General features: G+C 40.0%; 24 protein-coding genes and 1 riboswitch. Of the genes, 2 read left to right on the top strand and 22 right to left on the bottom strand.

What is annotated here, in order from left to right; all coding sequences use genetic code 11:
* Nucleotides 1-181: 181 nt before the first annotated feature.
* Nucleotides 182-430 (top strand): ferredoxin, encoded by a 249-nt coding sequence (locus ACSVDJ_RS10815; protein WP_439168693.1) that lies wholly within the window; start codon nt 182-184, stop codon nt 428-430.
* Nucleotides 431-464: 34 nt separating this feature from the next.
* Here the strand turns inward: ACSVDJ_RS10815 and ACSVDJ_RS10820 are convergent, their stop codons facing one another.
* From ACSVDJ_RS10820 to ACSVDJ_RS10885, 14 genes are all read right to left on the bottom strand, one after another.
* Complete coding sequence (locus tag ACSVDJ_RS10820; protein ID WP_439168694.1) at nt 465-3,494, bottom strand: efflux RND transporter permease subunit; 3,030 nt, start codon at nt 3,492-3,494, stop codon at nt 465-467.
* A 134-nt stretch (nt 3,495-3,628) separates the two neighbouring features.
* Nucleotides 3,629-4,210 carry an ECF transporter S component gene (locus ACSVDJ_RS10825; RefSeq protein ID WP_439168696.1) on the bottom strand — a complete coding sequence of 194 codons (582 nt, stop codon included), beginning with the start codon at nt 4,208-4,210 and terminating at the stop codon, nt 3,629-3,631.
* 141 nt (nt 4,211-4,351) lie between these two features.
* Nucleotides 4,352-4,482: riboswitch (FMN riboswitch) on the bottom strand.
* Between the two features lie 21 nt (nt 4,483-4,503).
* Nucleotides 4,504-4,692, bottom strand: coding sequence for a hypothetical protein (locus ACSVDJ_RS10830; RefSeq protein WP_518618837.1), 189 nt, complete (start codon nt 4,690-4,692; stop codon nt 4,504-4,506).
* Nucleotides 4,693-4,817: 125 nt separating this feature from the next.
* Nucleotides 4,818-6,593, bottom strand: coding sequence for an ATP-binding protein (locus ACSVDJ_RS10835; protein WP_439168699.1), 1,776 nt, complete (start codon nt 6,591-6,593; stop codon nt 4,818-4,820).
* A complete protein-coding gene (locus ACSVDJ_RS10840; RefSeq protein ID WP_439168700.1) occupies nt 6,590-7,306 on the bottom strand; it encodes a response regulator transcription factor in 717 nt (238 codons plus the stop codon). Before ACSVDJ_RS10840 ends, ACSVDJ_RS10835 begins: the two co-directional genes overlap by 4 nt.
* 142 nt (nt 7,307-7,448) lie before the next feature.
* The gene (gene ccsB, locus ACSVDJ_RS10845; RefSeq protein ID WP_439168702.1) at nt 7,449-8,642 is read right to left on the bottom strand and encodes a c-type cytochrome biogenesis protein CcsB; all 1,194 of its coding nucleotides are present in this window, start codon (nt 8,640-8,642) and stop codon (nt 7,449-7,451) included.
* A gap of 17 nt (nt 8,643-8,659) precedes the next feature.
* Nucleotides 8,660-10,276, bottom strand: a complete 1,617-nt coding sequence (gene resB, locus ACSVDJ_RS10850; protein ID WP_439168703.1) for a cytochrome c biogenesis protein ResB — start codon at nt 10,274-10,276, stop codon at nt 8,660-8,662.
* A gap of 17 nt (nt 10,277-10,293) precedes the next feature.
* The gene (resA, locus tag ACSVDJ_RS10855) at nt 10,294-10,827 is read right to left on the bottom strand and encodes a thiol-disulfide oxidoreductase ResA (RefSeq protein ID WP_439168704.1); all 534 of its coding nucleotides are present in this window, start codon (nt 10,825-10,827) and stop codon (nt 10,294-10,296) included.
* A gap of 123 nt (nt 10,828-10,950) precedes the next feature.
* Nucleotides 10,951-11,682 carry a pseudouridine synthase gene (locus ACSVDJ_RS10860; RefSeq protein WP_439169082.1) on the bottom strand — a complete coding sequence of 244 codons (732 nt, stop codon included), beginning with the start codon at nt 11,680-11,682 and terminating at the stop codon, nt 10,951-10,953.
* Between the two features lie 130 nt (nt 11,683-11,812).
* Complete coding sequence (locus ACSVDJ_RS10865; RefSeq protein ID WP_439168705.1) at nt 11,813-12,343, bottom strand: spore maturation protein; 531 nt, start codon at nt 12,341-12,343, stop codon at nt 11,813-11,815.
* Nucleotides 12,344-12,937, bottom strand: coding sequence for a nucleoside recognition domain-containing protein (locus ACSVDJ_RS10870; protein WP_439168707.1), 594 nt, complete (start codon nt 12,935-12,937; stop codon nt 12,344-12,346).
* A 21-nt stretch (nt 12,938-12,958) separates the two neighbouring features.
* On the bottom strand, nt 12,959-14,065 hold the full coding sequence (locus tag ACSVDJ_RS10875; RefSeq protein WP_439168709.1) for a D-alanyl-D-alanine carboxypeptidase family protein: 1,107 nt from the start codon (nt 14,063-14,065) through the stop codon (nt 12,959-12,961).
* Nucleotides 14,066-14,156: 91 nt separating this feature from the next.
* Entirely contained in the window at nt 14,157-14,744 is a 588-nt protein-coding gene (scpB, locus tag ACSVDJ_RS10880) for an SMC-Scp complex subunit ScpB (RefSeq protein WP_439168711.1), read from the bottom strand.
* Complete coding sequence (locus ACSVDJ_RS10885) at nt 14,731-15,480, bottom strand: segregation/condensation protein A (RefSeq protein ID WP_439168713.1); 750 nt, start codon at nt 15,478-15,480, stop codon at nt 14,731-14,733. The genes scpB and ACSVDJ_RS10885 overlap by 14 nt, the downstream gene beginning before the upstream one ends.
* Nucleotides 15,481-15,635: 155 nt before the next feature.
* Between ACSVDJ_RS10885 and ACSVDJ_RS10890 the strand changes: the two genes are divergently transcribed.
* Nucleotides 15,636-16,178, top strand: a complete 543-nt coding sequence (locus ACSVDJ_RS10890) for a DUF309 domain-containing protein (protein ID WP_439168715.1) — start codon at nt 15,636-15,638, stop codon at nt 16,176-16,178.
* A 14-nt stretch (nt 16,179-16,192) separates the two neighbouring features.
* On the opposite strand, the gene ACSVDJ_RS10895 is transcribed toward ACSVDJ_RS10890, so the two are convergent.
* The 8 genes from ACSVDJ_RS10895 to spoIIAA all read right to left on the bottom strand — a co-directional run bounded on the left by ACSVDJ_RS10895 (nt 16,193) and on the right by spoIIAA (nt 22,450).
* Nucleotides 16,193-16,549 (bottom strand): GNAT family N-acetyltransferase, encoded by a 357-nt coding sequence (locus ACSVDJ_RS10895; RefSeq protein ID WP_439168716.1) that lies wholly within the window; start codon nt 16,547-16,549, stop codon nt 16,193-16,195.
* Between the two features lie 205 nt (nt 16,550-16,754).
* Entirely contained in the window at nt 16,755-18,077 is a 1,323-nt protein-coding gene (lysA, locus tag ACSVDJ_RS10900; protein WP_439168718.1) for a diaminopimelate decarboxylase, read from the bottom strand.
* A gap of 155 nt (nt 18,078-18,232) precedes the next feature.
* The gene (locus ACSVDJ_RS10905; RefSeq protein WP_439169083.1) at nt 18,233-19,663 is read right to left on the bottom strand and encodes a spore germination protein; all 1,431 of its coding nucleotides are present in this window, start codon (nt 19,661-19,663) and stop codon (nt 18,233-18,235) included.
* 76 nt (nt 19,664-19,739) lie between these two features.
* Nucleotides 19,740-20,159: a stage V sporulation protein AB gene (locus tag ACSVDJ_RS10910; RefSeq protein WP_439169084.1), complete on the bottom strand. Its 420-nt coding sequence runs from the start codon at nt 20,157-20,159 to the stop codon at nt 19,740-19,742.
* Nucleotides 20,149-20,772: a stage V sporulation protein AA gene (locus ACSVDJ_RS10915; protein WP_439168719.1), complete on the bottom strand. Its 624-nt coding sequence runs from the start codon at nt 20,770-20,772 to the stop codon at nt 20,149-20,151. The genes ACSVDJ_RS10910 and ACSVDJ_RS10915 overlap by 11 nt, the downstream gene beginning before the upstream one ends.
* 115 nt (nt 20,773-20,887) lie before the next feature.
* A complete protein-coding gene (sigF, locus tag ACSVDJ_RS10920; protein WP_439168721.1) occupies nt 20,888-21,646 on the bottom strand; it encodes an RNA polymerase sporulation sigma factor SigF in 759 nt (252 codons plus the stop codon).
* An 11-nt stretch (nt 21,647-21,657) separates the two neighbouring features.
* On the bottom strand, nt 21,658-22,098 hold the full coding sequence (spoIIAB, locus tag ACSVDJ_RS10925; RefSeq protein ID WP_439168723.1) for an anti-sigma F factor: 441 nt from the start codon (nt 22,096-22,098) through the stop codon (nt 21,658-21,660).
* A gap of 1 nt (nt 22,099) precedes the next feature.
* Nucleotides 22,100-22,450, bottom strand: coding sequence for an anti-sigma F factor antagonist (gene spoIIAA / locus ACSVDJ_RS10930; RefSeq protein WP_439168724.1), 351 nt, complete (start codon nt 22,448-22,450; stop codon nt 22,100-22,102).
* Between the last annotated feature and the right edge of the window lie 79 nt (nt 22,451-22,529).

Below are 22,529 nucleotides of genomic sequence, written 5' to 3' on the forward strand. Positions count from 1 at the left end.
AAATACGTCAAATGTTTGTGAAAGAGTATCGATAATTCATGAAAGCCCTATCATTTTTTCCAAGAGAACTTTTTATTGAAAAGTAAATACATCACATATACAATAAAATATAGAAGTTTTCCAAGGATTTAAGATTGGCTTAATCCATTGAGGATTTGCTATACACTAAGGAGGTTTCATAATGCCAAAATATACAATTGTTGATAAAGACACATGTATTGCTTGCGGTGCTTGCGGAGCAGCTGCACCAGACATTTACGATTACGATGATGAAGGAATTGCGTTCGTTATTTTAGACGATAACGAAGGAACAGCCATCATTCCAGATGTTCTTGAAGAAGATATGCAAGATGCGTTTGAAGGTTGCCCAACAGACTCCATTAAAATCGCAGATACCCCGTTTGATGGCGATGCTCTAAAATACGAATAAAACAGTTAGAAACCCGCCTATTGGCGGGTTTCTGCTATTTTGATTGCTCTTGTTTTACGATGCGGTAGAAAAACAGTTCATAGAGCACAGGAATAAGAATTAACGTTAACACAGTAGATGAAGTTAATCCTCCAATGACAGTGATCGCCAATCCTTTAGAAATTAACGTGCCAGATGACGTCGTGAGCGCTAACGGAATTAATGCTGTAATCGTCGCAAAAGCCGTCATTAAAATCGGACGCAATCTCGTTTTTCCGGCTTCCATTAACGCCTCACGAATATCCATGCCTTTTTTCCCCCTGTTTTGACCAATTCGATCAACTAGCACGATCGCATTCGTTGTGACGATACCGATCAACATAAGCAATCCGATCATCACACTTACAGATAACGGTTCATGAGCAATTGTAAGTCCTAATAGAGAACCAATTGGCACAAAAATTAAAGACGAAAGAACGATAAAAGGGATGCGTGCGTGACCAAAAGTAATTAGCATCGTAATGTATACGAGCCCAATAGCAATCAGCATCGCCAACCCTAATGCTTGGAACGTTTCAACGGTTTCATCGCTTCCGCCTCCCCCTTCAAAGCTCACTTCTTTCGGCAAATTCAAGTCTTGTTTAACACCTGTAATCACTTGTTCAGATACAGTTCGGATATCATCGCCTTTAATTTGGGCAGAGATTTGAGCAAACACTTTGCCGTCTAGCTTTTGGATCGAAGTAAAGGCTTCTTCCTCTTTGATCTCTGCTACGCCTGTAATCGGTAAGGGGCCTTTTGCCGTAAACAGCTGAATGTTTTTTATATCATCGATCGAATTAGCGTGTTCTGTGTAGGCAAGACGCACAGCTTTTTCTGTTCCATCTAACTTTAGCTGACCAACATCAACCGGCTCCGTTTGATCGGCAATCGCCCCGAGAATTTGAAAACTAGATACTCCCGCTTTCGCCGCCTTCTCAGAATCAACTTTCACCATCAGCTGTGTTTGCTTTTCACTAAAATTATTGGACACGTATTTCAGATCGTCTTGCTTTTTCATATATTTCTCCACCACTTGAGCGGCTTTTTGTAATTGATCTAAATTGTTCGAGTACAAATTGATGTTGACATTATTATTCGAAGGCGGGCCACCTGTTTGTTGCTCTTGAACGCCGAGAACAGCTTTTGGTTCCGCAGTTAAAACAAGCTCCTCCATTTCACGTTCAAGTGTCTGAATATAAGACGCCACATTAACATCCTCTTTAAGCGAAATGAAATAATTCGCTTGGTTCGCTCGTTTTAGACCTGATTGGAAATCTCTCGTTCCAATCCCAGTTGTCACATTTTCCACTTCTTTAGAGCTCGCTAAATACTTTTCTAACTGTAAAGATAATTCATTTGTTTTCTCTAAAGGTGTAGAGGAAGGCAAGCGAAACGTTGCCGCTAATAGCTTTTGCTCTTCATTAGGAATAAACGTAAATCCTAGCCTTGAAGCGAAGGCGAAAGAACTAAATAATGTAGCTAAAGATAGGACAAGCACGAGCACTTTATGATTCAATGACCATTCAATTACACGTACATACCCTGTTTGCAGTCGTCCTTCTTTCTCTTCTTGCGGCACCTGCTTAAAGGAGAGCTTCGCCAAAATCGGCACAATCGTAATGGATACAAGCAAGGATGTCAGAAGAGCAATAACAATCGTCACCGCAAACGGAAGAAAGAACTCTCCAGTAATGCCACCAACAAGGCCAAGCGGCAAAAAGACAACAACGGTCGTAATCGTCGAGGAAGTGATCGCTTTTAAAATTTCTCTCGTTGACTGAATAATTAACTCATTCGTCATCCCTTCCCCTGATTTACGTATACGCCTAAAGATGTTTTCAATCACCACGATACTATCATCAACTACTCGCCCAACAGCAACAGCCATACCACCAAGCGTCATAATATTTAATGAAATATCTAGCTGATATAAGAAGATTGATGTAACAAGCAACGATAACGGAATCGAAATAATGGCGATCATCGTCGCACGCACATTTCGTAAAAATAATAAAACCGCTAATGAAGCAAATAACGCACCTAATAGCCCTTCTTTTACTAATGTACGAACTGATTTTTCAATTCCCTCTGCTGAATCAAATCCGACGGCGTAAGCAAACTCTCCCTCGTATTTGTCCATAATACTAATGACTTTCTTCGCGACCTCTACTGTATTGGCATCCTGCTTCTTCGTTACCGCCATCGATAGCGCATCTTTTTCGTTATAACGTGTAATTTCCGCGCGATCTTTTACTTCTTCAATCGTCGCAATTTCTTTTAGAGCAACAGGTTGAGCGTTAGGAACAAACGCAGCTGGCGTAATGATCAAGTTTTCTAACTGCGCTTTCGTTTCTACCTTTTCTTGCACACGAACAGGCACTTGAATTTGATCGCCTTCAATCGTTCCAGCTGGAAACGATAAATCTCGCTCATTCATTTGATCTTTAATTTGCGAAAGCGATAAACCATATGAACGTGCTTTATTTGGATCGACAGTGACTTGCAGCCATTCTTCCTTCAAGCCACCGACAGATACGCTGTTCAATCCATTGATTGTATTCAATTCGGGTATAACTTCCTCATCAAGTAACGTTTGTAAGTCGATTCCCTCTTTAGCGAATAGAGATAAGTTAAAGATCGGAAAGCTTCCAAAAGAAAAGCGGTTAATTTCCGTTTTCGTTTGCTCAGGCAAGCCCGTTTCTTGAATGAAATTATTCACTTGCTGCTCGATTTCATCCATATCCGTATTAAAAGGGAATTCCATACTAATGACCGATAATGTTTCAAATGTGGAGCTTTGGACTTTTTTCACTCCTTCTAGCCCTTTAAACTGCTCTTCAAGCTTCGAAGTCACTTGCTCATTTAAATCTTGTGGAGAAGCCCCCGGATAGACAATTTCAACACTTAATTGCGGAAACTCAATATTCGGCAATAGATCCATCTTTAACTTAGTAAATGAATATAATCCTCCTAAAATAAATAAAAAAGAAATGATAAAAACAGCAAAGGCATTCTTCAAGCTAAACCTCGTTAAGAAATTCATACATCTCCCTCATTTCTATTCAAAGAATCATTTACGCTTATCATAATTTATTTTTATTCTGCCTGCATTTATTAAATGTTCTTCTAAAAAAAGATCCCTACTATTCGTTTAGTAGAGATCTCATCGATTTATTATTAAGCGTTTTGTGCAATGGTTTGTTTTTTCATCCACACTTGAATACGGGAGTAGATTAATAAAAAGACAGCCGTCATCAGTAACCCTTTCACGAAATTAAAAGGTAAGATAGCCGAAATGATCAGTTGCTTCGTTTCCGGTGCTGACATAGCTGGTGCATTTAAAAAGAGCGTATAAGCCGGTAAAATCACATAATAATTTAACACACTCATCATTACAGCCATTACCGTCGTGCCAGCAATAAGAGCAGCGACCATTCCTTTTTTCGATTCAAATTTCTTGTACACATAATACACAGGAAGGATAAACGTCACCCCTGCGATAAAATTAGCGAAATGACCGACAGGAACTCCTGTTGGACTACCTGCGACAAAGAAGTTCAACACATTTTTAATAAACTCTACCATAATTCCAGCAAGCGGACCGAAAACAATAGCGGCAATTAATGCAGGAATTTCACTAAAGTCAACCATTAAAAACCCTGGAAATGGTGGGACCGGAAAGTTAAGTAGCATTAATAAATACGATAATGTACTTAATAAACCAACAGACGTTAACACTCGAATATTCTTCTTTCTCACAAAACTCTCTCCTTCTTCTCATCCATCCTACACAAGAAGAAAGGCTGCCAACTAAATAATCCCTCAAGCAAAAGGCTTAAGGGAGTTTGAAGTCATACTTAAATAGACGTTCAAAACTATACTTTTTGAACGCTGGCAGACCTTCACCTTCTCCCATCCAGACTATACTGTCGGCTTTGGATTCTCACCAAATCTGCCTTTCGGCTCGCGGGCTCAGAAACTAACGCTTCTATACCGCCGGTCGGGAATCACACCCTGCCCCGAAGATGAAATGATATTTATTTTAGACCCTATTATACATAATATGAGCGATTATGTGAAGTATTTAATTTGTATGTAATCACCTCTAAGCTTCTCCCGTCAGAAATACTCGTTTTTTTCGGCTCCTTCCCTTGATAAATCATTCCTCCAGCAAGAATAAGTAAACTGATACATAAAGCCATCGCTAACACAACAAAAAACCTCCTTGCATAATCCGTCATATCGATCCGCCTCCTTGCGATCACTTTATCCTCTGCCTTTCTAGTTGTATGCACGAAAGCGTTTTCAATATGACTTAAAAAAAGAGGAAGCTACTAAACAATAGCTCCCCCAGCTTTTAGATGATTTATTTTTTTCGCGGTAAATAAAAGGTAAAGGTTGTGCCTTCGCCTAATCGACTTTGCACTTTAATACTTCCTTGATGCGCTTTGATCATATTTTTAGCAATAGATAACCCAAGCCCGGTACCTGCTTTGCCTCTTGTTCTTGCTTTATCTCCTTTATAAAACCGCTCAAATACAAATGGCAAGTCTTCTTCGCTAATACCGACACCAGAATCTTGAACATGCACTTCATAGCCATCCACTTTTCGTTCTAGTTTCACTTCCACAAAGCCGTTTTCTTGTGTGTGACGAAGAGCATTATCAATTAAATTCGTCAACACTTGCTCAATCCGATCTGGATCGATATCGAGATAGCTATTTTCATCAGGAATCGTTAATTTCAACTCAACTTGCTTTTCTTTCGCTAAACCGTGAAATTTATTCGCCACTCGTTTAATAAACGAGGACAGCTCTACCTCTTCTAACTCTAAAGTAATATGACCGGCTTCCATTCGCGCTAAATCCAACAATTCATTCACAAGACGTCCCATTCGTAACGATTCTTCATGAATAATTTTGGCGATCTCTCTCTTTTCCTCTTCCGTCCCGGCGATATCGTCTACAATCGCTTCACTGTAGCCTTGTAACATCGCAATCGGTGTTCTAAGTTCATGAGAAACATTCGCAATGAAATCTTTTCTGAGCTTGTCTAATCGCCGCTCTTCTGACATATCACGAACGACCGCCACCGCTCCACGAACGGATTTATCATTGTAAAGTGGGCTGACGATGACGACATAAGAACGATCCTTCAAGGGCAGTTCGCCAACTTGCTCGGTCTCTGTTTCAATTGCCTTTCTCAGCAGCTCAGCTACTAAAGTAGGCATCGTTTCATTATGATGAGTATTTCCCATTTCATAATACCAATTTTGCAAAAAACGCTCCGCTGGTGGGTTGGTAATTAAGATCGTCCCGTCTCGATTAAAAGTAATGACTCCATCTGCCATACTGCTTAAAATGCTTGCCAATTGCTCTTTTTCTTGGTTCAGTGCATGGATGTTGTAATTTAGTTGCTTAGCCATTTGATTAAAGGATGTAGCGAGTGCCCCAATCTCATCCGTCGTTAAAATCGGCACTTTTGTATCAAATTTTCCTTTCGCCACTTCTGTTGCGGCTTCTCTCATTTTCCTTAAAGGAGCCGTAATTCTTGTCGACAGGAAAAAGGCAAAAATAGTCGTTAGCACAATCGCAGTGCCAGCCGCTAACAAGATCAGCCTCGTTGTTTGCTGAGACGTTTCTTTAATGACTTCAAGTGATTGGTAAATGATGACAGCTCCGTTTTCATCAGCCTTCATATGTAGCGGAACAGCAATCACAATCGAGTTTTCATGTCGATTCGAATGGCTTCCCCCTTGAATAGGTAGCTCTGTCTGTACTTTCTTATTCTTTGTAAACACTTGAGATAACACGGGGTCATTGATCACTTTCGATTGTTCTAAAACTTTACTCAAATCATCATCTGGTGAATAATGAAAACGCTCTTGATTCTCCGCAATAATGAGATGAACTGGCTCATCGACTAAATCCCAAGCCACCTGCATACCAGTTTGTTTATCTTCATGGTCAGAAAGCACTTTTGAAATCTTTGTTGCTGTATCAGACAATTCCTTTTCGACTTCTCTCGCATGATAATTCTCGAAAAACTCTAATTGTAGAATCGTTAAGAAAAACAAAACAAACGATACGAGTAAAAGAATCGTCATCCACAGCTTTCCTACAACACTTCTCCAAAGCTTCATTCATTCACAACCTCAAATTTGTAGCCAACTCCCCAAACAGTGACAATCATTTTGGCCGCCTTCTCTGATACTTTATTTAGCTTTTCACGAAGGCGCTTCACATGTGTATCGACTGTTCGTAAATCTCCGAAAAATTCATAGTGCCACACTTCTTTTAATAAATGCTCACGGTCAAATACTTTATCTGGCGCTTTCGCTAAAAAGTATAGCAATTCATATTCCTTCGGTGTTAAATTGACCTCTTCTCCATCCGCTGTCACTCGATGAGCGTCATTATCGATGGTTAAATGTGGATATACAATTAAGTCTTTAGATTTCGTATCCGTTTGTAAATAGGACGTTGGAGAAGAACGTCTTAATAATGCTTTTACGCGAAGAACGACTTCTCGCGGACTAAACGGCTTCACAATATAGTCATCCGTTCCGACTTCAAAGCCTTGGACGCGATTCGCTTCCTCACCTTTTGCCGTTAACATAATAACAGGCGTTGCTTTCTTCTCTCTCAGTTCCCTGCACACTTCAATTCCATCTTTCCCTGGCATCATCAAGTCCAATAAAATACAATCATATTCTTCGCTTAAAGCCATCTCAAGAGCCATTTCCCCATTTTCAGCTTCATCGATTATATAATTTTCTCTTTCTAAATACATTCGCAACAAACGGCGAATTCTTTCCTCATCATCCACGATTAAAACCTTTAATTCATTTTCCAACGTAACAGCCTCCTAATCATCCAATAAATCATACTTTTTATTGATTACTTTCATTATTAACTAATCCGTATTTTTTTTCAATTTATCTCGCATTAACGATCTGTATAGAAAAAGCCTCCGCGCAGAAGCGGAGGTTTCCGATTTACGGCGTTGCATACGAGTGAAGACCTGCTATTACTAAGTTCACCGCTACTAAGTTGAACATAATAATGACAAAACCGATCACAGCAAGCCAGGCTGACTTTTCCCCATGCCAACCTTTCGATAACCGAAGATGTAAAAAGGCCGCATAAAATAACCATGTAATAAGAGCCCATACTTCTTTCGGGTCCCACCCCCAAAATCTAGACCAAGCAATTTGCGCCCAGATCATCGCAAAGATCAATCCTCCGAGAGTAAAGACAGGAAACCCAATTAAGACCGCACGATAACTGATTTCATCCATTAAATCTGAATTTACATTTTTCACAAAAGGCTGTACAAGTGCGCCAAATCGTTTGCGAGTCACAAGGCGAATAACTAAATAAAGCAGGAGCCCAGCCACTAGTGACCAAACAAGAGTATTTAGCTTTTTCGCATTAATAAAGCCAGGGACTTCTACGATTGGCTCAAACTTGCTATCCGTCATTAATTGTCCTTCATTTGGACCGATGATCGCCGGCATGAGAAATGTTTCCTGCGCCGGATTCCCATCTTTATTAATATAGTCAAATTCTGCTTCATATCCAGCCAGATTAAACGATGTTGTAACAATAACAAAACCGATCGTTGCGACAAGACTAAATATCACTACTTCTAACCAAATCGTTTGCTTGCTTCTTTTCGATTGATCAATATTTTTTACTAAATAAATGAATCCTGCAACGAAGCTAATCGCCAAAATTCCTTCTGCAGCCGCGACCGTTGTTACGTGAATAGCTAGCCATTGACTTTGAAGCGCCGGAATCAGCGGGCTGATATCGCTCGGAAACATGCTCGCATAGGCAATGATGATCGTCGCCACTGGCAAAGCAAACAAGCCGAGCACCGGTAGACGGTACATTAAATAAATAATAATGAATGCTCCAACTAACATCATCGCAAAGAAGGTCACAAATTCAAACAAGTTGCTGACAGGTGCATGGCCTGAAGCGATCCACCTCGTAATAAAATAACCTAGTTGAGCAATAAAGCCGACCGCCGTGACCGCAAACCCTAACTTTCCCCAACGGTTTTCCTCTTGTTTTTGCTGATCTTTCTTTTGGCGAACGGCTCCTCCGAATAGAATTGTCGCCACTAAGTATAATATAAATGCGGCATAAAGAAGATTTCCGCTCCATTGAACTAAGCTAGACATCTCCATTCCCCTTTCTATTACGACTTTTGCTGATCCTCTAACACCGGTACTCTCGTTGAACCGATTGCAGCATCAATTTCTCGCTTCAACCCATGCCAGTTTTTATTCGTATGGGCAGCCACGTATACTTCGTTATCGATTTGGCGAATCCATAGACGACGATGATTCCAATAAGCACCTTGGACAACACCAATCATAAAGATCGCTCCACCTATAGCTAAAATCCATAACGTTAAATCTTTCCGTACTGTCAGCACAGAAATGTTTCGTGTCTCAACCCCTTTGAACTCCATTTTATAATCAGTTTCTCCGAGCGGCTCAAGCGTTTGACGAATCGCAACGAAACTAACTTCTCCTTTCGGATGCTCTGGGGAAATCATTCTAAAGAAAAAAGCAGGATTGTTTGGGTTAGGCGACTTAGTCGTCGGTTCTCCTTCTTCAGAAAAACCATCATAGTCCGGAAAGTACCCAATTAATTTAACTTCGTATCCATTCCCAAGGTCGTACACTTTTTCAGGGTTTAACAAGTCAACTTTGATCTTTCCAACTTCTTCTTCGGTCGCTTTATTCGTTAAACCAAACTCCATCGATTTTAATTCGTCTTTAGTGAAACTGTCTTGATAAAGGGCGTAATTATCAAATTTAAATGGTTCATTTACGCGAATTTCTCCAGATTTCACCTTCGTTAGCTTCGGTTCTGCACCAGGTAGTCCTTGATTTTCATCTCGATAAAGGACGGCATTTGTTTGATACGTCTTCACTACCCCATTTGATTTTTCCAACGCTTGATTAAACACTTCAGGATCTTTGTCTTTATCATAGTTTTCGACGATAAATTTTTCATTTTTTAAATAATATTCGCCGTTCGTCCCTGGAATTTCTAAAGTAGCTCCTTCACGAACAAACAATGTTTCATCGACATACATACCGTCCATCGAACGAAGCATCGCACCAAATAGAAAAATAATAAGACCGACGTGATTCACGTAAGGACCCCAACGAGAAAAGCGATTTTTTTCGGCGAGTAAGCTACCTTCTTCTTCTCGAAGCTTATAGCGCTTACTAGCTAATTGCTTCTTCACCTCATTCCATTCTTCTTCACTCAATTTCACTTCTTGCTTCGTGAAAAAACGTTGTTTATTCATAAACGAGACGTGACGAGCGACTCGTTGATTTTTTAACGCGCGATAAAGAGGAATTACACGGTCAAGGCTACAAATGACAAGAGATACACCGATAGATGCAATTAAAGCGATAAACCAAGCAGAATTATATAAATCATAAAAGCCAAACAGATAATATAGTTTCCCCGCAAAGCCATACACCTCTTCATAATATTGCTCAGGTGGTATATTTTGAGGAATAAATAGCTTTTGCGGAAAAATGGTTCCAATGGATGATGCAACAAGTGTTAAAACGATTAGCCAAACCCCAACCTTTACGGAAGAAAAGAAGTTCCACACCTTATCAACGATTGTTTTTTGATACGTTTGTGATCGGCGAGCACTGCCTTCATAGCGCATATCATGTAGCTTTTCTTGTTTCGCTTCTTCCGTTAGCGCTCTTCCACAGGATTCACATAAAATTGTTCCGTGAGGATTGACATGGCCACATTCACATTTCACGTTCTCCATTTCAAAACTCCTTAAAATTATGGTTTCACTTTTTCAAATAAAGCTCTCACCTGTTCTTCTTTCACGAGGCCACCAACAACGATCTCTTCCACTTTTCCTTCTGCATTAATCATATATGTAGCTGGAAGTCTGCTCACTCCATACGCCTTTTCTACTTCTTTTGTTGTATCGATCGCAATCGGAAACGTTAAGCCATATTGTTCAGCGAAATTCTTCGTTTGTAATTCCGAATCGCCAACGTTCACAGCCAAAACTTCTACCCCTTGATCTTTAAATTCTTTTGACACCGTTTCCATATGAGGCATTTCTTCTTTACATGGAGCACACCATGTTCCCCAGAAATTAAGGAATACACCTTTTCCTTTATAATCCGACAACTGATGCTTCTCTCCTGAAAGATCAGTTAACACGAAATCAGGGGCCTCTTCCCCAACTTGCAAAGTCCCACGAGCCTCTTTTGTCAAATTCGTATAAAGCGTGTAGCCGACAGCTATCGCTAAAATAGCTAAAATGACAGAACGCATCATAAACCGTTGTTTTCTTTTATCCAAGAAGTGATCCCCTCCCGATGGAACATAACATTGTTATATTTTACAGATTGAACCTTCACACCAATTATACCACTTCCGTCTTTCCCCTAAAAAGGGGGAAAAGGGATGTGTGACAATTTCTTGTCAGCGCAACATCCCAGTTTCAGCTAATGTACGTAGTTGCTTCACTTCATGAGCTGTTAACTCGCGAAACTCCCCTGCGTTCAATCCTTTTAACGTTAAAAATGCGTATCTTTCACGCTTTAACTTTTGAACCTCGAAGCCGATCGCTTCAAACATACGACGCACTTGTCGATTACGTCCTTCATGAATCGTAATTTCAATGTTTGCTCTCTGCTTCTTTTTATCGGCAGACAGCTCTTTCACCTTTGCTGGCGCTGTTTTTCCATCCTCTAGCTTGATGCCTGAAGCTAGCTGCTTTAACATATAGCGCTGCGGAATGCCATTGAGGCGCGCCACATAGGTTTTATCAATTTCATAACGTGGATGTGTCAACAAATTAGCAAACTCACCATCATTCGTTAACAGTAGCAACCCTGATGTGTCATAATCAAGCCGTCCGACCGGAAAAATTCTTTGTTCAATAAACGGAAAATAATCCGTTACAACTTTACGATTTTTATCATCAGAAACTGCTGAAATGACGCCACGCGGTTTATAAAACAAGAAGTAAACCTTCTCTTGTCCTTCAACTGGAACACCGCTCACTTCTACTTTATCAGAAGGTGACACTTTCGTTCCGAGCTCTGTTACCACTTTCCCGTTCACTGTTACTTTTCCTTCTATTATTAGTTGCTCTGCTTTACGTCTTGACGCAAATCCAGCTTGTGCGATCACTTTTTGTAGTCGCTCCATTCCATCACCTCTAAATTCTTCAATATGTGTCATTATGCATTATTACACATTGATTGAAATAAGAAAAGCCGCAGATGTTATTCACAAAAGGCAAATCTATTAAAAAAACTGCTCCGCAACGGAACAGTTTTTAGGAAAACATCCATGAAACGATAAAAATAGCGGCTATAAACCCGGCCAAATCGGCCAGCAAGCCGACTTTTAAGGCATCACCCATTTGCTTAATGCCAACCGCTCCAAAATAAATCGTCAATACGTAAAAGGTCGTATCTGTACTACCTTGCATGACAGAAGCTAAACGGCCAATATACGAATCCGGCCCATGAGTTGCAATTAAATCACTCACCATTCCTAAAGCGGCCGTCCCTGAAATTGGACGAATTAAGGCAAGTGGAAACACTTCAGGTGCTAGACCGATCGATAATAAAAGCGGTCGCAGCCAATCTACGACCACTTCAAGAGCACCAGAAGCTCGAAAAATAGCAATCGACACCATCATTCCGACTAAATAAGGGATAATCGAGATGGCAATATGAATGCCTTCCTTTCCCCCTTCAACAAACGTTTCATATGTGGGGACTTTTTTGAACGTACCGTAAAGTAAAATGAAGCCGATAATGACAGGGATGATCCAAATAGAAATGATCGAGAGCCAAGCCATTTATCCCCCTCCCTTTTTGATGCGACGAGAATGAAAATAGCGGTCGATCAAGATCGCAAACATCGTAGAACAAGCCGTTGCAAACAAGGTAGGGGCCACAATTTCCGCTGGCGAAGCGGATTCATAAGAAAAACGGATCGCTAAGATCGTCGTTGGAATAATCGTAAGGCTCGATGTATTGATCGCTAAAAAAGTAATCATGGAGCGACTCGCTTCACTTTTCCCCCCGTTTAATCGCTTTAATTCTTCCATCGCTTTAATCCCAAAAGGCGTCGCTGCGTTCCCGAGCCCAAACATATTGGCCGTCATATTCGACAAAATGTAGCCCATCGCTGGATGATCATTCGGGATATCCGGAAATAATCGTTTCGCCATCGGCTTGAACAAACGAGCGAGTTGCTTGAGCATGCCAGCTTTCTCCGCTATTTTCATAATGCCAAGCCAAAACACAAGCACGCTAATTAATCCGATACAAATGGTCACCGCTTCTCCGGAGGCTTCAAATACTGCTTTATTCACCTCATCCATTTTGCCGTTGATCGCTGCAAAAATCAGTCCAATCAAGGTCATCCCTACCCAAATATAATTAACCATGATTCATTTCACCATCGTTGATCATGACCACCATTCCTTCCACTTCTCCCATAGAGAGTTCTGCTCATCGTTTTTCTCCTGCTTATAATAAATAGGGATTGTAAATACTTTTTCTTTATTTAAAAAAGCTTCAGCTTGTCCGACCACTTCAGGTACCTTCCCATGCTTCCAGCTTTTTTTCGGCCTTAGCAATTTATAATGAATGGACAGTTGTTCTTCCTCTTCTTTTGTGAGCGGGAATAGTACATCCCTTTTTAAATAGATATGACCGTCATAAAAAGAATTGTTTATCTTCATTGCTTTTTTATGCAAAATCACTTTAGGATCATATTTCTCAAAGCTCGATTCGTACATATAAATGTGGTCATTCCAATCATCAGATGCATCCAATGTCACTGCAATTAAATCCATATCTCCTTTCGTCGCTGTTGTTACTAACGTCCGATGAGCTTTTTTCGTATAACCCGTTTTTCCCCCTGTGCAATATTCATATTTTTCTGTCAATAAACGGTTTTTATTATGCCAGATACGATCCCACTCGCCACTCGGATCTTTAACTCGATATTTTTCCGTTCCAGCTATTTCACGATATTTAGCATTTTTCATCGCGTATCTCGTCAAAAGTGCCATATCATAAGCGGTGGAACGATGCTTCTCACTATCATCTAAGCCGTGCGGATTAGCAAAGTGAGTATTTTTCATACCAATTTCCTTTGCCTTTTCATTCATTAAAAATACAAACCCCTCTTTGCTTCCTCCTACATGTTCAGCGATAGCGACAGCCGCATCATTTCCTGAGCGTAGCATTAAGCCGTATACTAAATCTTCTAACGAAATCTTCTCGCCTTTTTTTAAATACAGTGACGATCCTTCTGTTAGCACCGCTCGCTTGCTCACCTTTACTTTTTCCTCAAGCTTGTCTGACTCAATCGCAATAATCGCTGTCATAATTTTTGTAATACTAGCAATGCGCATCACCTCATGTGGATCTTTCGCATATAGCACTCGTCCACTTTGTTGCTCCATAACGATCGCACTAACAGCACTTGTATTCGCTTGTGCTGGTGAGTTTATTGACAGTAAGAACAGTAGGAAAGCCAGGATGACAACTGGCACTTTTTTATTCATCCGCCGATCTCTCCCTCGCTTATTTGTACAACTATATGCAAAATAAGCTTCTAACATGACGAACAAAAAAAAGCGGCCTCAGCCGCTTAATCTACTCTTCATTATTTAATACTTGTTCAAATCGCTCAAAAAATAAATCTGCTTCTTCTTGTTCATTGTCTTCGATTTCTGACAATGGCGGAAGCTCTGAAATCTCCTTTAATCCGAAGCAATCTAAAAACTCTTTCGTTGTGCCATACAAAATCGGTCTTCCCGGTCCTTCTGCTCGTCCATATTCCTTAATTAAGCCTTTCGCTACGAGGTTTTGTAGCGCTCGATCTGCTTTCACCCCACGAATTTCTTCAATCTCCGCTCTTGTGATCGTCTGTTTGTAAGCGATAATCGCTAACGTTTCAAGAGCTGCTTGAGAAAGCGTGTGTGAATGACTGTTTTCTACTAGCTTTTTAATATAGGGAGCGTATTCTTTCTTTGTCGCTAGCTGATAGGTTCCTGCGAGTTCAATTAATAGAATGCCCCGATCTGGATCTTGTTCATAGCGTTCCTTTAATTCATTTATAATACCTTTTGCTTCATGCTCTTCTACTTCAAGCACTTGAGTAATTTGCTTTAACGACAACCCCTCATCACCGGCAGCGAAAAGTAGACTTTCTGTAATGCTCATCCAATTAATAACCTTCATTAGTTGTCCCTCCTTTCGCCGTCACAAATAGATCAGAAAAATTGTTCTGCTGCTCAACGACAATTTCATTTCGCTTCATTAATTCTAATACCGCTAAAAAGCTAACGACCATATGTCCTTTATCCTCGTATGGAAAAAGGTCAACAAAACGAGTTGGTTGTTTGCAACTAGCTAATGTGGACAAAATTTGATCCATTCGTTTTTCTAGTGAAACCTCTTGCTTTTTTACTTTTTTCGTCATTGGGCGCTGCAATTTTTTACGGCGCAGAAGCTTATGAAATGCCCCTAGCATATCATATACAGTAACGCGTAAATCCTGTGCTGTCGGCTGATTGCTTTCAAAAGCTGTTAAGTCACTCGGCGCTTTCGTAAAAAGCTGCCCTCGTTCTTCTTCTTTCTCTTTCAAACGCTCGGCTGCTTCTTTATACTTTTTATACTCAACTAGTCGTTCTACTAACTCTTCTCGCGGATCTTCTTCTACCCAATCGACTTCCTCCTCTTCTTCGTGTGAAGGGAGCAACGTTTTACTTTTAATCGCTAATAACGTTGCAGCCATGACTAAATATTCACTGGCGACATCCAACTCTAATTCCTTCATCGTATGAATGAATAATAAATACTGCTCTGTAATATCAGCCATCGGAATATCATATATGTCAATCTCTAATCGTTGAATTAAATGTAGCAACAAATCGAGGGGCCCTTCGAAAGCATCAACTTTTACTTTATATTGCATATTTTATCACCAATTCTTTTCAGTTCACTCAAAAAAAAGCTCAACTTTTAGTATAGAGGATTCCGCGGTACTGTCCACTACTATTTTCGGAATTTGATCAACAGTTTTCAGCATGTTAAGATGTGTGTAACGCAATTTAGTGTAGGGGGACGTTCATGTATTCTTATCCGTTGTCTTATTTAACCTTTCTCGTTCATTTTCATGACCATCAGGATTATTTTGAATGCCACGAGGTGTTAGAAGAATATTGGAAAGAACAGACGAACCAAGCTCGCGATTCCGTCTGGGTCGGCCTTATTCAAACAGCTGTTGTCCTTTATCACCATCGCCGCGGCAATGTTGTCGGGGCGAGGAAACTAGCAACAAAAGCCCTCAACATTCTACAGCAACGTCAAAAAGAGCTTGCTGAACTAGGAATTGACAGCGAAGCTTTTTTAGAAGCTTTATCTGCTCATCTTCAAGATTTACATCATCAACGACCATTCACCCCTATGTCTATTCCTATGCATCATGCAGAGCTTAAGAAACAATATGAGCTTGTAAAACAATCTTGCTTTCTTCCGATTGTAAAGGAGTCAGCAGATTATCTATATCATAAACACTCTTTACGAGACCGTTCAGATGTAATTACTGCTCGTAAACGATCATTGCAGGCAAAACAACAGGCTAGAAAAACAGTCCAAAATATGAGTCAATAAGAAGAGACCCGCACTTAGTTAGTCGGGTCTTCTTCTTTACACTTATGAAAAAATTTAGAGGTAGATGAGTTAGGAACAACCTTCTTGCCTACGTGCATCTCTTGTAACTCTTTCACCATTTTTTTGCCGATCCCTTCCTTGCGATAGGAAGGATTGACAGAGATATGTTGAATTTCAATTACATCTCCTTTTTCCTTTGTTCCTATCACCCCGATTACCTCTTCATCTTTCCATAAATACAATTGCCAATGCTTTTTTTCTTCGTAGGACTTTATCGTTTCCTGCAATTTTTTTATTTCCTTTTCTTGAGGCATAAACGACAGTAAACCCATAGCAACTTTTTCAAATGACTTTTTATAACGAATTAACATGTGAAATCCCTCTTCAATTTTATGGTCATTATGCAAGTAACCCTCTTTTAATAATTACCATTTTAACAAAACAATGGAAAATATTCAACTTTACTTAAGCGATGAACAACCAATAATATAACCCCCAGCCACATGCAATTAACATAAAAATGATAAAAAGTATGGCATTACTTCTATTCATACTTCACCTCGAATAGTTCGTTATTCACTTATGACCTATCTTATTTGTCAAAGGAAGATCTAGCTTAATAATATCTTCATAGCTTTCTCTTTTTATAATTAAGTCAGCATGTCCATTCTCGACAAAGACAACAGGAGGTCTCGGAATACGATTGTAGTTATTAGCCATAGAGTAGCCGTAAGCACCTGTACAAAACACCGCTAAAATATCTCCAGACTCCGCTTTTGGAAGCGGCAAATCCCATATAAGCATATCGCCTGATTCACAGCACTTCCCAGCAATCGATACTGTTTCTTCTACAGGATCGTTCACTCGATTCGCTAACACTGCTTCATATTTCGCTTCATACAAAGCAGGACGAATATTATCATTCATGCCCCCATCAATCGCAATATACTTTCTCACATTCGGGACATGCTTTTCCGATCCTGTTTGATATAGCGTAATACCCGCATCTCCAACGAGAGAACGACCGGGCTCAATCCAAATTTCTGGCATCGCCATTCCATAAGTAGCTGTCTGATCTTGCACTTCTTTAATAATTTCTTCCACATATTGCGAAGGCTCTAGTGGATCATCTTCTTCAGTATAGCGAATTCCGAAGCCGCCGCCAAGGTTTAATACGTCGGATTCAAACTGATAACGTTCTTTCCAGTCGGCTAGCTTTTCAATAATTTTTCGAGCCGCTAACGTAAAGCCCGTCGTTTCAAATATTTGTGATCCGATATGACAATGGACTCCTAGCAGCTTGATTCCTGTCATTTGCAAAGCTAATTGCATAGCTTCTTCCGCTTGACCGTTATTTAAATCAAAACCGAACTTCGAATCTTCTTGTCCCGTCGTAATATAATCATGCGTATGAGCCTCTACTCCAGGAGTTACCCTAAGTAAAATATTCATTGCTTTTCCTTGCTGCTCACAAAGAGATTGTAGCATATTCAGCTCATAAAAATTATCGACAACAACACAACCAATGTCACTTTCAATCGCCATCGCAAGCTCTTCTTCACTTTTATTGTTTCCATGAAAATGGATTCTCTCCACCGGAAAGTTGGCTTTCAAAGCTGTATAAAGTTCGCCTCCCGATACAACATCTAAAGACAGTCCTTCTTCTTCTATTAATTGAATCATGCCGATGGCTGAGAACGCTTTGCTAGCATACGCCACTTGCGCGCTCACTCCAAGCTTTTCAAACGTTTCTTTAAACCCTCTTGCTCTTTCTCGTATTAACGCGACATCATAAATATACAAAGGTGTGCCATATGTATTAGCTAAACTAACACAATCGACTCCACCCACTTCTAAATGCCCAAATTGATTTACACGTGCCGTTCCATATGTATGCATATATTCTCCTCTATTCTTTGAGTTTCTTTTTTCTCAAATGTCAATATTCAGATAATAAAAAAAGAAGAAATAGACAGTCGTCGACGTGACAAACTGTCTAAAAACTAAAAAGATTAAAAGTAATATACCATACATCCGTTAGCGACTCAACATCGTTATTCATTCACCGGTTGCCTAATTGAATCTCGTGGATTGACAATCGATGGTCGCAATTTGGATGTCGGAACTGTCTTCCGAATAAATATTTGCCAAAATGCTTGAGGATCAAAAGGAAGAATCGGCCATAAATAAGGCGTGTTTAAGGCGCGCATGTGAGCTAAAAAGATAATAATGAACGTAGCGGCAATCATAAATCCTGGTACTTTAAACAGTGCAACAGCTACAAGCAAACATAGTCTAGATAGTTTATTAGCGATGCTTAATTCATAGCTAGGAGTGGCATACGTCCCAATAGCCGCAATCGCTACATATAAAATCACTTCGGGTACGAATAAACCGACGTCAATCGCAATTTGTCCAATAAGAACAGCGGCAATTAAACCCATAGCTGTTGATAATGGCGTCGGTGTATGAATGGCTGCGATTCTTAAAAATTCAATTCCAATATCAGCGATGAAAATTTGCAACACTAGAGGAATATTCGTTTCCTTACTAGGACCGATAAATTCCAACGTTTTCGGTAACAGTTGAGGCTCAAGTGAAAACAGCAATAATAACGGCAATAAAAATAACGAAGCAAGAATAGCAAAAAAGCGAAGCCAGCGAATAAACGTCCCGACCGCAGCCGATTGTCGATATTCTTCTGCGTGCTGTAAGTGATGAACATAAGTGGCTGGCAAAATAATCACACTTGGTGACGTATCAACAAACAAGAGAACGTGACCTTCTAACAAATGAACGGCACCAATATCTGCTCTTTCCGTGTATCTCACAATTGGATAAGGGTTATAACCTTGTTTAACGATAAACTCTTCAATCGTCTTATCCGCCATTGGAATACCATCAATATCAATGTCATCCAACTCCTGCCTCACAATGGACACTAAATCTGGATCAGCTATCCCATCAATGTAAGCGATCGCTACATCTGTTTTAGATCGTTGTCCAACCTTCGTCATTTCAAATCGAAGACGACCATCCCTAATTCGCCTTCTTGTTAACCCGGTATTAACGATAATATTTTCTACATATCCATCGCGGGAGCCACGTACTACTTTTTCTGTATCAGGCTCTTCCGGTTGTCTCCCTGGATAGCTACGAACATCAACAATAAATGCTTGTTCTTCATTTTCAATAACGATGGCTATTAATCCAGACAATACTTGATCCATTACTTGATCGACTGTATCAACTTTTTCTACAGACTGATGAGCGATTCGATTCCCAATAATCTTTCCAATGTGCATACTTCTTTTTTCATGATCATTAATTTGTGTTAATTCCGCCAGTATTTCGATAATAAAAAGCGTATCACATAATCCATTGACATAGTAAATATGCACTTTCTTCCCTAAAACGACGAACTCACGAACACCGACATCAAAGCTTTTGCCTAAGCCAATTTTTCGCTTCATTAATTCGTTCATTTTTACTGGATCTTTTGGAATATTTATCTCTTTTATTTCTTGCACATATAAACCTCCTTATCATCCTCCGATATGATTATCGATGCACAAAATACAACCATTGGAATAATGAACCCGTTATTTTTCCAAGGACGATCGCCATGATCAACACTAAAATATGTTCATGAACACCCATTCGCTTAGCGATAATCGGAAATACATTTAACACTTCTGTCAAGGCTGCCGCTAACATACCGATAAACATTCCACTTAGTAATCCAATCGACAAGAGCCACATTTCTGATACGAAGAGCCGAGAGGGATGTATGCTCGCCGTTGTTCCAGCAAGCACGCCTAAAATAACAGCCCATTCGTATCCCCTAACTTTGTTAAATGTTCTCGTCATTTGCATCATTCTTGGAATAACACCAAGAACAGTAATAAATGCTACGTACCCAACACCCACTGATAAACCACCAGCTAAACCGAGAAAAGCTAGCAACAGATTATGAACGATACCCACTGTTCGCCCTACTTTCCTTATACTCGTTTAACACAATATATTGATTTAAATCTTGTTGATATTTAAATATCTCCACTTCAAGCGGACTCGGTTCTTCATTGAATTTCTTTTTAAATAAATGGTTGAAGAATAAGATCATGCCCACCCCTAAACCAATGGAATATGGTATTTGTAAAATGAGCGGATGCTCTTTCTTTTCACCGGTAATAATCTCATACAACTTCACATGAACAGCTTGCATACTCACATCTTCATGAAAATTCATGATCGTTAATGCAGCTCCCGTAAATAATAAACACCAGATGAAAAGAAAAAGAAAAAAGGAGCTTTTCTTCCGAGTTGGGGCTGTATCAATAATCGTTTCTGTCGGTCCGATGAACTGGATATCGACTTCCGGCCATTGATGAAGTACCATTTTCACAATCGTCATCGCTTCAATAACGACAATTTGCTGATCCTCTCGTTTAATTTGATATAGATCCATATGAAGCAGACTCGGTAGCAATTGTTCAGGGGCAATGATTTGAGCTATGTCTTTTAGCTTTACTTTCGCATTCACATGTAGGTGAATACGAGGAATTAAGCGAATAAAAATGGAAGTTTCCATCACTCTCCCACCCTGCTGTCTCATTATAGTCATTAATATGAGCAAAAACAGATGCACTTATGCGGTCAATGGCATGAAAAAAGTCGGCCAACTATCGTTGAACCGACTCGAATCTTTACGTAGATGTCATATTATCTTTCATTTGTAGCAAAATTCTTTTCTCTAATCGCGACACTTGAACTTGAGAAATGCCTAGTCGATTAGCGACTTCCGCTTGCGTCTGATCTTTATAGTAACGCAAGTAAACAATCAATCGTTCTCTCTCCTCCAGCCCTCTAATGGCTTCTTTTAAAGCGATTTGGTCAAACCATTGCTGGTCATTTTTATCAGCCATTTGATCTAAAAGAGTGATCGGGTCTCCATCATTTTCATATACCGTTTCATGAATCGAGGAAGGTGATCGCGAAGCTTCCTGAGCCATCACCGCTTCCTCAGGAGGAATATCTAAATGAGTAGCAATTTCTTGAATCGTTGGTGTTCGGCCGTATTTTTTTAACAGCTCTTCTCTTGCTCTACGAACTTTATTGCCTGTTTCCTTTAAGGAGCGGCTGACTTTGACCGTTCCATCATCACGAATAAAACGTTGAATTTCCCCGATAATCATCGGTACAGCGTAAGTCGAAAACTTGACGTCATAGCTTAAATCAAATTTATCCACCGATTTTAATAAGCCAATACAGCCAATTTGAAATAAATCATCCTGGTCATATCCTCTGTTCAAAAAACGTTGAACGACGGACCAGACAAGTCTCATGTTCTTCTCAACAATCGTGTCTCGTGCTTGTTGATTGCCTTCTTGACTTTCTTTAATTAATTTTTTGAGCTGAGCATCTGACAAAATAGCCGGCTTATTTTTTTTGATTTCAACATCCATGGCTTGGCCCCTTAATTACAATATGCTTTTTTATTAGCGATCTGCTTCTTCAAACGAATTACGGTGCCTGATCCTTGATGTGAGGTAACTTCTACTTCGTCCATGAAATTTTCCATAATCGTAAATCCCATACCTGACCGTTCTAATTCTGGCTTTGTTGTAAATAGCGGCTGTCTCGCTTCCTCGACATTGTCCATGCCAACTCCTTCATCTCGAATGACGAGATCAATGAGACCATCATCAATGACGACCGATATATACACCATTCCTGCTGGATTTCCTTCATAGCCGTGAATAATGGCATTCGTCACCGCTTCCGAAACAACGGTCTTCACTTCTGTTAATTCATCCATTGTGGGGTCTAGCTGAGCGATAAAAGCAGCAACTGTCACTCGCGCAAATGACTCGTTTTGACTAATTGCACTAAATTGAACATTCATTTCGTTTTTCATCTTAAGCCGCCCCCAATCGTTCAAGTGCTCGTTGTTCCGACGTTTCCATTCGAACAATTTTAAACAAGCCAGATAACTCAAACAGCCTTTTCACTGATGGAGAAATGGCACATACAACCATCTCACCACTTGTTTGCTGAATTTTTTTGTATCTCCCTAATACGACACCGAGTCCTGAGCTGTCCATAAATGTTAGCTCCTCAAGGTTTAATATAATATGGCGAACTCCTTGTCGATCAATCGCTTCATCTGCTTGCTTCCTGAGTGATTCGGCGGTATGGTGATCGAGCTCTCCGATTAAGCGAAGGCAAAGAACTTGATCAACCACTTCCATGTCTACTGTTAAGCTCATAAGTAAGCCCCCTTTTTTCAGTAATAGGAAGCATTTCGACAGCACCCCTTACCAATCCTTCTGCCTGACAAAACTAGTA

It is taken from the genome of Bacillus sp. Hm123 (assembly GCF_051842975.2).
Taxonomy (GTDB): Bacteria; Bacillota; Bacilli; order Bacillales; family Domibacillaceae; genus Bacillus_CE.